We start from the raw sequence: 15265 nt of genomic DNA, 5'->3' as shown, positions 1-15265 counted from the left end.
CATGGCACTGGAGAGAATGACCGCTTTTGTCCATGGGCACGTCCAAGGAGTGGGCTTTCGTTGGTGGACGCGCTCCCGGGCCTTGGAGCTCGGTTTGAGCGGGCATGCCACCAATCTGAGAGATGGCCGGGTGCAGGTGGTAGCGGAAGGCCCGCGGGAGAAATGCGAGGACTTGCTGGGCCTCCTCAATGAGCAGCCGAGTACGACCCGCCGCCCGGGAACGGTGGATCTGGTTGTCGAACAATGGGCTTCCCCTAAGGGCGAATCTGGCTTCATCGAACGTTAACTCGCAGCACAAGCCCGCCGAAGCGAGCCTCTAGGCTCGGCTGGGCAGCTGCGTTCAAGGCTTGCTAAACTTACCCAAATGCACCTGAAATCGCTGACGCTGAAAGGCTTCAAATCATTCGCGTCGGCGACGTCTCTGAAATTCGAGCCAGGAATTTGCGCCGTCGTCGGACCGAATGGCTCCGGCAAGTCCAATGTGGTGGACGCCCTGGCCTGGGTAATGGGTGAGGGAAGCGCCAAGACGCTGCGCGGCGGAAAGATGCAGGACGTCATCTTCGCCGGCGCCGGCGACCGCAAGGCTTTGGGGCGCGCCGAGGTCACCCTCACTATCGATAATGCGGACGGTGCGCTGCCAATCGAATACTCGGAAGTGTCGGTCACCCGCCGCATGTTCCGCGATGGCGCCAGCGAATACGAAATCAATGGCTCCAAAGCGCGCCTGATGGATATTCAGGAGCTGCTATCTGATTCCGGTATTGGCCGCGAGATGCACATCATCGTTGGCCAAGGCAAGCTTTCTGAGATCCTAGAATCGCGGCCTGAGGATCGGCGCTCGTATATCGAAGAAGCCGCGGGTGTACTCAAGCACCGCCGCCGCAAGGAAAAAGCGCAGCGCAAGCTCACCGGCATGCAGGCCAATTTGGATCGCTTGCAGGACCTTACTGATGAGTTGGGAAAGCAGCTCAAGCCTTTGGCCCGCCAGGCTGAGGCCGCGCAGCGCGCCGCCACTGTGCAGGCTGATCTGCGCGACGCCCGCCTGCGGCTGGCAGGAGATAGGGTGGTGCGCCTGCGCAGCAAGTTTCAGGAGGCCGAGCGCGCGGCAGAGGTCTTAGCCGAGCAGGTAGAAGAAGTTACCGCGCAGCTGGAAGAAGCAACAGGTTCGCAGCTAGAAGTGGAAGCCCAGCTAGAGGAGGTAAACCCCCAGGCGGAGGCGGCTCAAAAACTGTGGTTCGACCTGTCCACGCTATCCGAGCGCATTTCCGCGACCCAGCGCATCGCGGAGGAACGAGCGGCCAATGCCGGCGCACAGGTGGCCTATTCTGGCCAGGATCCGGATGACCTAGAGGCACGGGCTGCCCGCGCGGACGAAGAACATGCAGAGCTTCTCGCCGCAGCGGAGGAGGCTGCGGAACGCCTGGAGGCTATCCGCGAAGAGGTAGCAGAGCGCCGTGAGGCATTCGAGGCCGCGGAGCGCGAACACATGGCGCAGCTGCGTGCCATTGCGGATAGGCGCGAGGGCGTCGTCCGCCTCATTGCCGCAGAGGAAAAGGCGGCAGGCCAGGTTACTTCGGCCGAAGAGGAGCTGGCGCGCCAAGAGGAGACCCTGACTTCTACCAAGCAGCGCACCCAAGCCGCCCAGGCGGAAGCCGATGAGGTGGCGGATAAGCTGCAGTCTTTGGCCGGCGAGCGTGAGCCGCTTGAGGAAGCCCATGTGCGGGCGGCCAGTGAATCGGGTGCGGCCGATAAGCGTTTGGAGCAGCTTCGCGACGAGCAGCGCGAGCGTGAGCGCGCTGTCTATACCCTGCGTTCCCGCATCGATACCTTGGCTCAGACTGCGCCGGAAAAGATTGAGGTAGGCGAGCATTTCCAACCGTTGGCGGAGTTCATTACCACCAAGTACGAGACCGCGGTAGCTGCCGCGTTGGGTGCTTTTGCAGAGGCCCAGGCCGGCGAGATTTCTGCCCAGCTGATTGCAGACTTGGAAAAGGGCACGCGCTCCGCGCTTATCGACGTCTCCGTGGCCGCCCCCTCCTCTTCCTGGCGCGTGGATGCGACTTTGCCCGCAGGCACCTCGTGGTTGCTCGACCATATTGCGGTGGTCCCCGAGGTATCCGCTGCGCTGCACCGCCTCCTTGCGGATGTCGTGCTCGTCTCCGATGTCGCGGAGGCGAAAAAGCTGGTGGCAGAGGATCCGCGCCTGCGTGCCGTCACCGAATCCGGCGTGGTGCTGGGTGAAGGTTGGGTAGAAGTGGGCACTGGTGCCTCATCCACGGTCGAGGTTTCCGCCCGCATCGCGGAGGCAGAGGAGCAGCTGGAATCCGCCACGCAGGAGCTGGAAGAACTATCCGGCACGCTCGAGGGCGCGAAGATCGCGGCGGAGGATGCCCGCGTGACTGCAGCCTCGGCGAAGGCTGCCTTGCGCGAGCACGATACCGAAGTTGATGCGTGGAAGCGCGATCACCAGCGTCTGCTCAAGCAGTACGAGGCCAATAAGAACGAGCACGAGAAGGCCGCGGCGCGCGCGACCGAGATCGAGGTCAAGCTGACCGAGGCCCGCACGCAGCTTGCCGACGCCCGCGATAGGCTCGCCCGCGTCGATGCGGACGAGCAACCCGACGAGCCTTCTTCGGCAGAGCGCGACGAGGCCTCTGCAGCACTAGAGCAGGTCAAGTCCATGGAAATGGAGGCGCAGGTGGCAGCCCGCTCGGCCCAAGACCACGTGGGTCAGGTAGCGGGGAAGGGGGAGGCATTGCGTCGCCAAGCGCAGCATGAACGCCAAGCCAAGGCCCGCCATGAGCAAGCCATGGCGCGGCGCAAAGCCCAGGGAGAATTGGCCGGTGCGGTAGCCAAGCATTCCCGCGATCTGGCCGCCCGCGCCGCGCAGCTGCTTGAGCGCGCGACCTCTGAGCGCGATGACTACTTTGCGCAGCGCACCTCCCTAAACTCACAGCTGCAGCAGGTCAAGCAACACGTATCGGCCGCGCGGCAGCAGCTGGACCGGCTGAGCAACCGCGCCCATGACTCCGAAATTGCTCGCTCCCAGGCGCAGGTGCGTGTAGACGAAGCAGAGGCCAAGATTGTGGAACAGCTGGGCATTGCGATTTCGGATCTCTTGCAGGACTACACTCCAGGCGAAGATTTCGACCGCGGGGCGGAAAATGCGCGCTTGAAGCAAGCAGAAAAGGACCTCAATTCACTAGGCAAGGTCAATCCGCTCGCGCTGGAAGAATACAAGGCTTTGGAAGAGCGCTATTCCTTCCTTTCTACTCAGTTGGAGGATGTCATCCAGGCCCGCAAGGATCTGGCGGGCGTTATCGAGGATGTAGACGCGCAGATTTTGCAGCTTTTTACCGATGCGTGGCACGACGTCGAAGCGGAGTTTCCAAAGGTTTTCCAGACCCTTTTCCCCGGTGGAGAGGGGCGCCTTATCCTCACCGAGCCGGAGGACATGCTCACCACCGGCATCGAGGTGGAAGCGCGCCCACCGGGCAAGAAAGTCAAGCGCCTGTCCTTGCTATCTGGTGGCGAGAAGTCACTTACTGCGCTTGCGATGCTGGTAGCCATCTTCCGCGCCCGCCCCAGCCCGTTCTATGTCATGGACGAGGTTGAGGCAGCGCTTGATGACGTCAACCTGCGCCGCCTCATTGCCCTCTTTGAGGAGCTGCGTAAAGACTCGCAGCTAATCGTGATTACGCACCAAAAGCCGACGATGGATGTCGCCAACGTCCTCTATGGCGTAACCATGCGCGGCGATGGTGTTACTCGCGTGATTTCGCAGCGCATGAATCCCGCAGGCAGCGCCCCTGGAACGGAGCAAGCCAGCGAGGATGCCACTCGCTTGGGTGTAGATGCTCCCCGGGGTGACGAGGCGGGGAAGTAACCTGGGGCTCGTCCACTTCCCGCAGGACCCCTTCCCGCTATAGGAGGGGGTTTGACGTGCCGCGAGCTGAGAAGACTGGCACTATAGAGGCATGAATTCTTTATGGTTATGGATCGGCATTGCGATCGTCGTCATCGTGCTGATTATTCTTTTCGTAGTAATCGGCAAAAAGCGCGGCGACGCCAAGAAGGTGTCCTTTGATAAGCCTGCTGAGGAAGAACCGAAGCAGCTGACCCAGGAGCAAAAGTCCGGCAACTATCAAGCCAAGTCCGGCTTTAAATTCGCTCCTGCTGGCGGCGCTAAGGAAGCGCAGAAAGCCCCGGTTCAGGCGGACAAACCCGGCGCGAACAAGCCTGCCCCAGAAAAACACGCTCAGTCGCAGCAGGCCGCTAAGGCAGAGCCGAATGCTACCGCCATCGCCAACGAGCAGCTCAGCGGCAAGACCTCACAGTCTAAGGAAAAGTCGCAGGCACAGGCTAAGCCGCAGGCTGATAAGCCACAGTCTGCTCAGCCCACGACTGATGCCGCGGCAAACAAGCCCGTGGCCGACAAGCCTATGGCAGACAAGTCGGTGGCAGAGGAACCAGAAACCAAGCCGGCACCTCAACAGGGGAAGCCGGCGAAGACCGACAAGCCGGCAGAGCCTACTAAGCAGGCCCAGGCCCAAGCGCCAGCGGAGGAGAAGAAGCAAGCGGCAGAATCTTCCGCTGATAAGACAGACAAACCACAGTCTAAGGGAACTGGCGCTGCGGCCGCGGCGACGACTGCTGGCGCGGCAGGCGTAGCGGGTGCGGCAGCTGGGGCGTCGGAAAGCGAAGAATCGCACGCGGACCGTGCCCCGGAAGCAGCTGGACAGCCAGAAGCTGCACCCAAGCCGGAAGAGCCGGCAGCTGCCGAAAAGGCAAAGGAGCCGGAAGACGTTGTCCCCGTGGAAAATGCCGAGGTAGAAGAGGAGTCCCCAGTCTTCGACGAGGTTGTTGAAGACAATGATGCGGAAGACATCGAGGAGCGGGTGGACGACCGCGAGGAAGCCGAAGAAGCCGCAGCTGCTGCCGAGGCACAAACCGGTGCAGCCGAAGCCGCCAAGGAACAGACCGAAGTTCCAACAGGCGAACCTGCCCCAGCACCAGCTCCGCAGGATGATATCGCCCCCGCCGGTGGGCGTCTTGGCCGTTTGCGCGGGCGCCTTTCGCGCTCGCAAAATGCCATCGGCCAAGGGCTCATGGGAATTTTGTCCGCAGGCGATTTGGATGAAGAAGCTTGGGAAGAAGTCGAAGACACGCTCATCATGGCGGATTTGGGCACCAAGTCCACGATGAAGGTGACTGACTCCCTGCGCGAGAAGATTGCAGAGCGCGGAGTTTCCAGCGAGGATGAAGCCCGTGCCATGCTGCGCGAATGCCTGATTGAAGCAGGCCACCCAGAGATGGATCGCTCCATTAAGGCCATGCCGAATGAGGGCAAGCCAGCAATCGTAATGGTCGTCGGTGTCAATGGCACCGGCAAGACCACAACCACCGGCAAGCTTGCTCGCGTGCTAGTAGCCATGGGCCATAAGGTCCTTTTGGGCGCGGCCGATACTTTCCGAGCTGCGGCCGCTGATCAGCTTGAGACGTGGGGCCGTCGAGTTGGCGCCGATACCGTGCGCGGCAAGGAAGGCGCTGACCCAGCATCGGTAGCCTTCGATGCGGTAGCAACCGGCGTGGAACAGCAAGTAGATGTGGTTTTGGTCGACACCGCAGGCCGCCTCCATACCTCCACGGACTTGATGGACCAGCTAGGCAAGGTCAAGCGCGTGGTAGAAAAGAAGACCGATGTGGACGAGGTCCTGCTGGTATTGGATGCCACGGTGGGGCAGAATGGCCTTACGCAGGCACGAATCTTCCGCGAGGTAGTAGATATCACCGGTGTGGTTCTCACCAAGCTGGACGGCACCGCTAAGGGCGGAATCGTCTTCCAGGTACAAGAAGAATTGGGTGTTCCAGTCAAGCTTGTGGGCTTGGGCGAAGGTGCCGATGATCTCGCGCCATTCGAAGTCGAAGGCTTCGTCGACGCTTTGTTGGGTGAGAAGTAGCAGCCAACCTTGCAACTCCCCCTGCATATCAGGTGTCACGTACGTGCGCCACGGTGTGCTGGGGGAGTCCTTTGTTTTCATGGGCGAGTGATAGCGTGCAACAATCTCGCGAATTCTTTTCGCTCTCATCTCGCTGTCGGTTCGCAGACTATGCAAAAAGTCCTATGCAATTGGCGCGGGAATAAGTCCTGCTGAGCGCCTGTGAATTCTCTGCCTGCGAGCGTAATTGTGACGGTTGTGCTTGCCTTTTACGTAGCGTAGGGGAATGCTGCAATGTGGTTTGACCTTGGCGGGAATGGTAGCCTGAAAGGGCTGTATTTAATGCGAAATTCGCATTAAACCTAGACCAAGGTTCGTGAGGCAAGTATTTCGTGACGCTACTTTATGCAGTCCTCCTCGCGGCGCTGGCAGTGATCTTGGCACCGGTAACCGTAAAGGTTATTGACCGAAAGGCAGGCTATCCACTAGCTGGCCTTTTTCTTATTGCAGCGGTCCTCATCGCCAAGGAATTTCCTGCCATTGCAGCCGGGGAGGAATTAAGTTTCCACGCCACTTGGGTGCGTGATTTCATCGCACCAGGCGTCGACGTAAGTTTTGCTCTCCGCGGGGACGCGTTGAGCATCTTCTTCGCTATGTTGGCGCTGGTCATTGGCGCCGTCGTTTTCACGTATTCGGCGGCCTATTTGCCCAAGAATGAGGGCAACACCAGCTTTTATACCTTGATGACAGCGTTCACGCTGTCCATCTTGTTGCTGGTTCTGGCCAACGACGTGGTGGTTTTGTTCCTTGCCTGGGAGCTAGTCTCCTTGGCTTCGTTTATGTTGATTGCTCGCTCCGGTTCAGGCGGCGAGGCTGGTTCGCAGCGCACACTGATCCTGACTTTTATTGGTGGATTGACCCTGCTGACCGGCTTGGGTATCGCCGCGACGGTGACCGGATCGACTACCATTTCTGATATCTTGGCGTCCCCTGTATGGACGGAACGCCCAGGGATAACGGCAGCCGTAGCCGTGTTGATTGCGGCGTCCGCCTTTACTAAGGCGGCACAGTTCCCATTCCATTTCTGGTTGCCAGAGGCTATGGCCGCCGCCACCCCGGTATCGGCCTTCCTTCACGCAGCAGCGGTGGTCAAGGCCGGTGTGTACCTGCTTATTCGTTTTTCCACCATCTTCCACGATGTGGCGGTGTGGAATTGGTTGCTCATCGTCGTAGGCATGGGCACCGCGGTGATGTCCGCGGTATTTGCAGTGCAGAAGACGGATCTGAAAAAGCTTACGGCCTATTCCACCGTCTCCCATCTGGGCTGGATTGTTGCCACCATTGGCGTGGGTACCCCGTTCGCTATCGCTGCAGCGTTGGTCCACACTCTGGCGCACGCGCTGTTTAAGTCCTCGTTGTTTATGCTCATTGGCGTCATCGACCACGAGGCTGGGTCGCGCGATATTCGCCGCCTAGGACCACTGTGGAATAAGATGCCGTGGACATTTGGCTCCGTAGTAATTGGTGCGGCCTCGATGGCTGCGGTGCCACCGCTTCTGGGCTTTGTGTCCAAAGAGGGAATGCTCACGGCGTTTGAGGACGCCCCGATTGGCGGCGCGGGCCAGGTAATCCTGCTCATCGTTGCTGGTATCGGTGCCTTTTTCACCTTTACTTACTCCGCAAAGATTGTCTTCGGCGCCTTCTTTGACGGTCCTCGCGATATGGGACATGTCCATGAAGCCCCCGTGTCGCTCTGGCTGCCCGCCGCTTTGCCGGGCTTTATGTCCCTGCCGCTGGTATTTGTGCTTGGGCTCTTTAATGCCCCGATTGATGATGCAGTGGCTGCCGTGGGATTGGAGCATCATTCGCACCTTGCCCTCTGGCACGGGCTCAACGTTCCTTTCCTTATCTCGCTAGTGGTCCTCATCGTCGGTATTGCCGGTATCTTTGCCCGCAAGAAGATGTGGGCAAGCTTTGAAGCTCACGAGTTCATGCCGCGCAGCGGCAATGATTTGCTGTATTCACTGATGAAGGGTTGCTCCCAGTTGGGGCGCGTCCTGGGCAAGATGTCCGATTCGCATAATCCATCCCGCCATATGGTGCCGATTGTCATTTTGATTATCGTGCTGGCAGCTACCACCCTCATTCGCGATGGCGTCGACGGGGTAGCACTGCAGCCACGGGTGGCTGGCCTGGATAACCCATGGGACCTGCTGCCACTGGGCATCATCGCCCTAGCGATGTTTGGGCTGGTGCGCACCCAGAACCGCTTGACCGGTGCCATCATGATTGGCATTGCCGGCACGGGCGTGACCCTGCAGATGTTCCTGCTTGGCGCACCTGACGTGGCGCTGACGCAGTTTATGGTGGAGGCCCTGTCCGTCATCGTCATGATGATGGTGCTGCGCTACCTGCCAGAAACTTTCCAGCCGGTGAAGAACAAATCCCGCAAGACCGGCTCCATCGTCATTGCGGTCTTGGCCGGTGTGGCTGCGTTCCTAGGCGTGTGGGGACTCATGGGCCGACACGAGCGCTCCGATTTGGCCATGTGGTACCTGGACAATGCTCCGGACATCACCGGCGGCGACAACGTTGTCGCTACTATCATCGTGGAGTTCCGTGCACTCGATACCTTGGGCGAGCTTTCCGTACTGGGCATGGCTGCGGTGGTTATTGCAGCAATCACTACGACGTTGCCGCGGTTCCCATTCAAGTCGGGTACACGCCCAGCGCCGTTTGGCCAGTCCCAGCTGAACTCCGTGCCATTGCGCAAGGGCGTGCACGTTGTTATCCCGCTGTTGGTCATTATGTCCGTCATCGTTTTCTTCCGCGGGCACAATGCCTCCGGCGGCGGCTTCCCCGCGGCGCTGATCATGGGTGCAGCAATCGGGCTTATCTATCTGTCCCGTGGCTCCGATGAAATTGTTTTCGGCCGCATGACTCCGATTCACCTGACCGGTATCGGCATCATCACCGCCTTGATCGCCGGCTTTGTAGGCTACTTGCACCACGGCATTGGCAATGGTGGCTTCTTGGCTGCAATCCATGCCGAAGCCTTTGGCCAACACTGGACCACCTCGCTCATCTTCGACTTGGGCATCTACCTAGCGGTGCTGGGTATGTTGACCATGGCGATTAACGCGTTGGGCGGCTACCTGCGCCCAGGCACGGAGCGTGACTTCTTGCCATGGGTTCATGATGATGGTTCCGCGCTGCCGACGACTCCACGCATTTCGCTTGAAGACGTCGACGATCCGTACCCAGACCCGATCAACCCTTCGACCGATCCGTTGGCCTTGCTGACGCCTTCGGAAGCAAAGACGAAGAGGAAGAATAAGCGCTCCGCGGCTAACCGGGGAGGGGAGAAGTAATGATCCTTGCATTGACTATTGCTTTGCTCATCGGCAGTGCTGTCTATCTCATTCAGCAGCGCGGCTTGGTACGCATCGTGCTGGGCATGATGGCCTTTGGTCACGGTGCCAACCTGATGCTGCTGGCTACGGGCGTGTATTCCTACCGCGGAGAGTCCTTCCCATCCCAGGTTCCGCACGATCAGATGGCCGACCCGCTGCCGCAGGCCTTCGTGCTGACCGCCGTTGTTATTTCCATGGCAACCTCGACCATCTTGTTGACGATGGCGGCCATGGGCAAGAACGACGACACCGATGTGGTGGAACCAGTTGATGACAACACCATCGACCATGCCTTTTCGACCTTGGGACGCGACGCCCAAAATCGCCAAATTTTGGAGGAATCCACCAATCAGCTTGACCGAATTGGTCAGGTTGACCACAACACTCCCGTTGCAGAACGCGGGGCAATTGAACAGAAGGAGGATGACAAATAATGGCTGATGCTGTAGCTCAACTCCTTCCGCTATTTCCAGCGGTCCCGCTGATTGCAGCGGCCTTCGCACTGCTGGCACCGTGGCGTGCGGTACGCGATTCCATCATGCTTATCATCCCGGGCGTTGGAATTTTCGCCGGCTTGGGTCTGCTCATCTACACCATGAACAATGGGGTAGTAGCCCATACCGTTGGCCTCTACCAAGGCAATGTGGGTATTCCGTTTGCGGCGGATGCCTTCTCCGCGTTGATGATCATTACTACGATGATCGTCGCGTTTGGTGCCAACTGGTTTGCCATTGTGGGCGGAGAGACTAAGTCTCGCTACTATCCTTCGCTCACCCTGATCTTGATCACTGGTGTGTGCGGTGCATTGCTCACCGCCGACCTCTTTAACTTCTTCGTCTTTATTGAGGTCATGCTTCTGCCGTCCTATGGCCTTATCACCATGTCTGGTACGTGGTCGCGCTTGGCAGCCGGCCGTGCCTTCGTCTTGGTTAACCTTTTCGCCTCCACCTTGTTGGTTGTTGGCGTGGGTTATATGTATTCGGTTACCGGTGCGGTCAACCTGGGCGCGCTGAAGGGCGCAGCGGCAGGCAATGGGCCGGTGACCGTGGCAGCAGGCTTGATCCTCATTGCGATTACTGCCAAGGCCGGCGTGTTCCCCGTGCAGTCGTGGCTGCCACGCACCTACCCAGGGACCTCGGCCGCGGTGATGGGCCTGTTTTCCGGCTTGCACACCAAAGTGGCCGTCTACATGCTCTACCGGCTCTACGTGCAGCTATTCGATCTGGAACAGCGCTGGAATGTGTTGATCATCGTCATCATGATTATCTCCATGATGATCGGCGCCTTCGGCGGCCTAGCGGAAAATTCCATCCGCCGCGTCCTCGGCTACCAGATGCTCAACGGCATGCCCTTCATTTTGGTCATGCTTGCGTTTACCTCTGATGACCCACGTCGCGCACTGGCAGCCGGCATCATGTACACGATTCACCACATGCTGACCGTTGGTTCGCTGATTTTGGCCTCTGGTGCCATTGAGGAGACCTACGGCACTGGCTTGCTCAGCAAGCTTTCCGGCCTTGCTCGCCGCGACCCCATCATCGCGTGGATTTTCGCTGCCGGTGCATTCTCCGTCGTGGGCTTCCCACCGTTCTCGGGAATGTGGGGCAAGCTGATGATCGTCTTCGAGGTTGCCCGCGTGGGCGGTGCTTGGGCCTGGATTGCTATCGCGGCCATCATCATCGCTTCCTTCGCTGCCTTCTTGGCTATGCTGCGCGTGTGGCGCAAGGTCTTTTGGGGCAAGGGACTGCCGGAAGACAAGGTTCCGGATGAACTGGTCATCCGCAAAAAGCTCATGGCCCCATCCGCCGCTCTCATCCTTGGTTCGCTGTGCATGTTCATCTTCTCCGGCATCGTCCTCGATGTCGTGGATGCTGCAGCGGAGCAGCTTTTGGACACTAACGCATATACTGAAACCGTCTTGGGCGACGAGCCGATTGCCGTTCCCACTATCGATGAAATCCAGGAGGGCCGTTAAATGAACGCAATTGTGTATGCATTGTGGCTCATCAAGGAGATTTTCGTCGCCGGCATTAGCTTGGCACTGGCGGCCTTCAAACCGGATAACGAATATAACCCAGTTATCATTCGTTACCCACTGCGCGTGACTAGCGCCTGGGAGATCTTCTGGTTTACGTCTTCCATTACCGCAACCCCGGGCACGCTCTCACTCGGTTTGCGCGAACCGCCCCGCAAGGGGCTGCCCCGCATCGTGCTAGTACAGGCAGTCCAAGGATCTGACCCGGCGGGAATCGTCGCTGATCTTGCTGATATGGAACAGCGCCTCGCCCCGCGGGTTAAGGACATCGATTACGGCGTCCCGGGTCAAGGGGAGACTACAGAATTGGATGAGGCTTTCTACGAGTATCCGCTCGAGTCCGTCGGTCGTTATATGCGCTCGCCTGACTTGGCACGGGCGGAGGACACTCCGCTTTCAGAAAGCGAAGCGGACGTCGAAAAGCCAAAGCGCCGCGCCCGCAACGTACAACGCAGAAAGGAGACCGAGCGATGATTGACTTTGCCACATTGTCCCCGTTCGGCTGGGTCGTATTTGTATGCGTATTCATCATGGGCGTCGCCACGTGGTGCGGCGTGCTGCTGGCGCTTCGCACGCGCGATGAGCTCACCCGCGCCATTACCTCGGATATCGTTTTCTACGGCATGATCTGCATGTATTTGGCGTGGTCGATGACCAATAACGCCCCGATGGCGTATTACATTGCACTCCTTGGAGCCATTGCCGCCGGTGTGCTACCGACGCTATCGATGGCCCGCATCATTTCGAAGGGCAGGCGATAAACCATGGCCATTTCTGAAATTATCGCCTCGGTTCTGCTTATCATCGCTACGCTCTTGGTGGTCGCTACGGTGGTGTCTCTGTGGCGAGCGCCCGATGCCTTGACCCGGGCCAACCTGCTGGGCCCCACTGTGGGACTTGCGGTACCGCTGATTATCGTGGCCAAGCTGGTCGTAGATTTTGGCCGCGATGGCTTTTCGCTGTGGCTGCTCATCCAGGCACTGATCGCCTGCTTCGGTGTATGGATCATCGGCTCGGTAGGTTCCTTTTATCTGGGCCGTTCCATCTATGGCGTAACTGTCACCGATGTCAAACACGCCAAGCACAACAATAAGGAAATTCAGACCGTGCAAGCAGAGGAAGACGATATCTAGTCAGCTCCAGCGCCTTCTGGCGGCGAGCTTGTTCTGCTCCTGCGCGTGGCTGCGGGGAAGACAGAACAGCTCGCCGCTTTTCTGGTTGCACAGGGGGTCTTCTGAACCCACCAACGCTCTGAATACGCAATGTGGAAAAAGTTGCACAGCAGTTGCCGTGCTCGGGCTAGAATGGGTGCACATTATTCGGTGCCTCTAGACCCGCCCCGAAGAGTTAGCAAGGAGTAACAATGAAACTCATCACGGCCATCGTTAAGCCCTTCACCCTGCCGGAAATCCGTCAGGCTCTGGAGCAGCAGGAAGTACGCGGCCTCACTGTTACTGAAAGCCAGGGCTTTGGGCAGCAGCGTGGACACAGCGAGGTATACCGCGGAGCAGAGTACGCCACCGACTTTGTGCCCAAGGTGAAGCTGGAGATTGTTGTGGCCGATGACCACGTCGAAGACATCATTGATGCCATTGTGGATGCTGCCTACACGGGCAAGATCGGCGATGGCAAGCTGTGGGTAACCCCGGTTGAAGATGCCATTCGTGTGCGCACCGGTGAGCGCGGCGAGGCGGCGCTCTAAGCCCGCATGCATACCGCCGCACAGATTCGCGCCGAGGCCCATGCCTCGGCGCTTCGTGTATTGCGCAGTCTTGAGCTTCCACCGGGAACAGCGCTCGCTGCCACCGGATCCTTTGCGCGCAATGAGATGACTCCGCACTCGGATATTGATGTCATCCTCATCTATCCGGAAGGTCACGGGCCAGACCCGGCTTTGGTGGAGCAGCTGTGGTACCCCGTGTGGGATGCCAAGTACCGCCTGGATTATGCCCTGCGCACCCCACAAGAGTGCGGGGCGATTGCCGCAGAAGATGCCTCTGCCGGCTTTGCCCAATTGGATCTGGCCTTTGTAGCAGGGCGCAAGGTTCTGGTGGATGAGGCGCGGGCGCAATTGCTCGCGGCGTGGCGGCGCCAGCTGCAGCGCGGCTTTGATGATTTCTTGGATACCGCGATTACCCGGTGGAAGCGTTCGGGCGCTGTGGCAGCGATGACGAACCCGGACTTGAAAAATGGGCGCGGGGGATTGCGCGATATTCAGCTCTTGCGCGCGATGGCTTTAGGCAACTTGTGCGACTTTCCAGATTTGGACGTTGAGCAGCGGCTGCTTCTCGACGCCCGCACGCTCCTGCACGTCACAGCCCGGCGCCACCGGGATATCTTGGATCCCGAGTTCGCCGCGGATGTAGCTGCGGACCTGGGGTTTGAAAGCCGTTATGCCTTGACAGCGGCTTTGGTCAGCGCTGCGGCCACGATTAATAAGGCGGTGGAGCGCGGCCTTGCTACCGCCCGTGGGGTGCTAGGTCGCAATGCTTCAGTGGCCGGCCGGGGTCGGCGCCGCCCGCTCGATGTGGACGTGGTGTCCGAGGGCGGCAACATTTTCCTTTCCCGCAATCCAAATGTAGAGGACCCGTGGCTGCTCACCCGCGTGGCGGCTGCCGCGGCACGCACGGGATATATCATCGCCGAGACCACGTGGCACCAGCTCCAAGAACTGCCCGAGCTGCCGCCACGCTGGCCGCGGGCAGCGGTGGATGATTTCTTCGCTATTTTGTCCTCCCCGCGATGCACGCCGCGCGTCATACAGGATTTGGACCGCTATGGCCTGTGGGAGCGCTTAGTCCCAGAATGGGGGCATGTGCGCGGCTTGTTGCCGCGCGAGCGCAGCCACGTCCATGCAGTGGACCATCATCTCATCGCAACGGTAACGCGGTGCGCGCAGGTGCGTACGTCGGTGGCTCGTCCGGATTTATTGCTGCTGGCCGCGCTTTACCATGACATAGGCAAGGGCTACGGGCGACCTCATGCCCAAGTGGGTGCGGAGATGATTACCCGCCAGGCAGCCCGTATGCGGTTGAGTGTTGCCGATAGGTCGCGCGCCCAAACCCTGGTGGCAGAACATACCACCTTGGCGCGGTTAGCGGCGACGATGGACCCGGCTTCCGATGACGCTCGCGACGCCCTCTTGGCTGCCGCACATTATGACCAGCTGACTATATCCCTGTTAGCGGTTTTGGCTGAGGCTGATGCCCAATCGACCGGGCCGGGCGTGTGGACACTGCGAGTGGAACAAGCACAGAAGCTGATCGTTGCGCGGGCACTAGAGGCGCTCAAACCACGTGTTCTCAGCCGCCCTGCTATGCATGTACCGCTATCTAGCGAAGGCGTTGCGCTCAAAGTGGATTGGGAAGACCAAGAAGTCAGCGTGTCGTGGTGCGGTACCTCTCAAGGGGAGCTAAAGCGCATCTTCGCTTTGCTATCGGCGCTGGGGTGGACCATCGTGCGGGCGAATATCGTTCGCGAGGAGGACGGTGCCTATAAGGCGGAGTTCTTTATCCGCACGGTGCAACAGACCCTAAAGGAGGCAGCGCAGGAGATAAGGTTTATTCAGTCCTATAACTCACGAACTTATACGGAGCTGCCGGCCATAGCAGGGGAGGTGACCACCGCGGCATTCGATGTAGGCGGCATTTTGGTCATCCGGACGGTCGAGCGCATCGGCGCTTTAGGGCACTTGGTAGAGGCATTGCCGGACTTTGTATGGCTGCGCCATGAGATTATGGGCGCGACGATGATCGTCAATGTGTACCTTGCCGGGCAGGTTTCTCGCGCTACCGTGGTGGGGAATGTGACCAGGGCCCTGGCTAGGGACTAAGATTGAATAGTTGAACTTTAGATCGATCTAAATTAAGGGAGCGCAT

The 15265-nt window shown here is 59.3% G+C and carries 11 protein-coding genes; all 11 read left to right on the top strand.

The genetic code is table 11. The features are described from left to right. Window position 1: 1 nt before the first annotated feature. Window positions 2–286, top strand: a complete 285-nt coding sequence (locus BJ985_RS04085) for an acylphosphatase (protein ID WP_034668477.1) — start codon at window positions 2–4, stop codon at window positions 284–286. 78 nt (window positions 287–364) lie between these two features. Next, window positions 365–3886, top strand: a complete 3522-nt coding sequence (gene smc, locus BJ985_RS04080) for a chromosome segregation protein SMC (protein ID WP_179386671.1) — start codon at window positions 365–367, stop codon at window positions 3884–3886. A 91-nt stretch (window positions 3887–3977) separates the two neighbouring features. Beyond that, window positions 3978–5960: a signal recognition particle-docking protein FtsY gene (ftsY, locus tag BJ985_RS04075; RefSeq protein WP_179386670.1), complete on the top strand. Its 1983-nt coding sequence runs from the start codon at window positions 3978–3980 to the stop codon at window positions 5958–5960. Window positions 5961–6331: 371 nt separating this feature from the next. Continuing rightward, window positions 6332–9310, top strand: coding sequence for a DUF4040 family protein (locus tag BJ985_RS04070; protein ID WP_179386669.1), 2979 nt, complete (start codon window positions 6332–6334; stop codon window positions 9308–9310). Continuing rightward, window positions 9310–9786, top strand: a complete 477-nt coding sequence (locus BJ985_RS04065; RefSeq protein WP_179386668.1) for a sodium:proton antiporter — start codon at window positions 9310–9312, stop codon at window positions 9784–9786. Before BJ985_RS04070 ends, BJ985_RS04065 begins: the two co-directional genes overlap by 1 nt. After that, entirely contained in the window at window positions 9786–11327 is a 1542-nt protein-coding gene (locus BJ985_RS04060) for a monovalent cation/H+ antiporter subunit D family protein (protein WP_179386667.1), read from the top strand. Before BJ985_RS04065 ends, BJ985_RS04060 begins: the two co-directional genes overlap by 1 nt. Beyond that, window positions 11328–11861 (top strand): monovalent cation/H+ antiporter subunit E, encoded by a 534-nt coding sequence (locus tag BJ985_RS04055; protein ID WP_005325271.1) that lies wholly within the window; start codon window positions 11328–11330, stop codon window positions 11859–11861. Beyond that, window positions 11858–12148, top strand: a complete 291-nt coding sequence (locus BJ985_RS04050) for a cation:proton antiporter (protein WP_005325267.1) — start codon at window positions 11858–11860, stop codon at window positions 12146–12148. The genes BJ985_RS04055 and BJ985_RS04050 overlap by 4 nt, the downstream gene beginning before the upstream one ends. A 3-nt stretch (window positions 12149–12151) precedes the next feature. Further along, window positions 12152–12520, top strand: a complete 369-nt coding sequence (locus BJ985_RS04045) for a Na+/H+ antiporter subunit G (RefSeq protein WP_179386666.1) — start codon at window positions 12152–12154, stop codon at window positions 12518–12520. 230 nt (window positions 12521–12750) lie between these two features. After that, window positions 12751–13089, top strand: a complete 339-nt coding sequence (locus tag BJ985_RS04040; protein WP_179386665.1) for a P-II family nitrogen regulator — start codon at window positions 12751–12753, stop codon at window positions 13087–13089. Window positions 13090–13095: 6 nt separating this feature from the next. Next, a complete protein-coding gene (locus BJ985_RS04035) occupies window positions 13096–15219 on the top strand; it encodes a [protein-PII] uridylyltransferase (RefSeq protein WP_179386664.1) in 2124 nt (707 codons plus the stop codon). The last annotated feature ends 46 nt before the right edge of the window (window positions 15220–15265 follow it).

This window comes from Corynebacterium tuberculostearicum, assembly GCF_013408445.1.
Lineage (GTDB): Bacteria > Actinomycetota > Actinomycetes > Mycobacteriales > Mycobacteriaceae > Corynebacterium > Corynebacterium tuberculostearicum.
The sequence above is the reverse complement of the archived record's forward strand: the minus strand, read 5'-3'. Positions and strand labels throughout refer to the sequence as shown.

Coding starts and splice junctions, on each gene's coding strand:
- BJ985_RS04085 (WP_034668477.1), top strand. CDS start 2: ATGGCACTGGAGAGAATGACCGCTTTTGTCCATGGGCACGTCCAAGGA.
- smc (WP_179386671.1), top strand. CDS start 365: ATGCACCTGAAATCGCTGACGCTGAAAGGCTTCAAATCATTCGCGTCG.
- ftsY (WP_179386670.1), top strand. CDS start 3,978: ATGAATTCTTTATGGTTATGGATCGGCATTGCGATCGTCGTCATCGTG.
- BJ985_RS04065 (WP_179386668.1), top strand. CDS start 9,310: ATGATCCTTGCATTGACTATTGCTTTGCTCATCGGCAGTGCTGTCTAT.
- BJ985_RS04060 (WP_179386667.1), top strand. CDS start 9,786: ATGGCTGATGCTGTAGCTCAACTCCTTCCGCTATTTCCAGCGGTCCCG.
- BJ985_RS04055 (WP_005325271.1), top strand. CDS start 11,328: ATGAACGCAATTGTGTATGCATTGTGGCTCATCAAGGAGATTTTCGTC.
- BJ985_RS04050 (WP_005325267.1), top strand. CDS start 11,858: ATGATTGACTTTGCCACATTGTCCCCGTTCGGCTGGGTCGTATTTGTA.
- BJ985_RS04045 (WP_179386666.1), top strand. CDS start 12,152: ATGGCCATTTCTGAAATTATCGCCTCGGTTCTGCTTATCATCGCTACG.
- BJ985_RS04040 (WP_179386665.1), top strand. CDS start 12,751: ATGAAACTCATCACGGCCATCGTTAAGCCCTTCACCCTGCCGGAAATC.
- BJ985_RS04035 (WP_179386664.1), top strand. CDS start 13,096: ATGCATACCGCCGCACAGATTCGCGCCGAGGCCCATGCCTCGGCGCTT.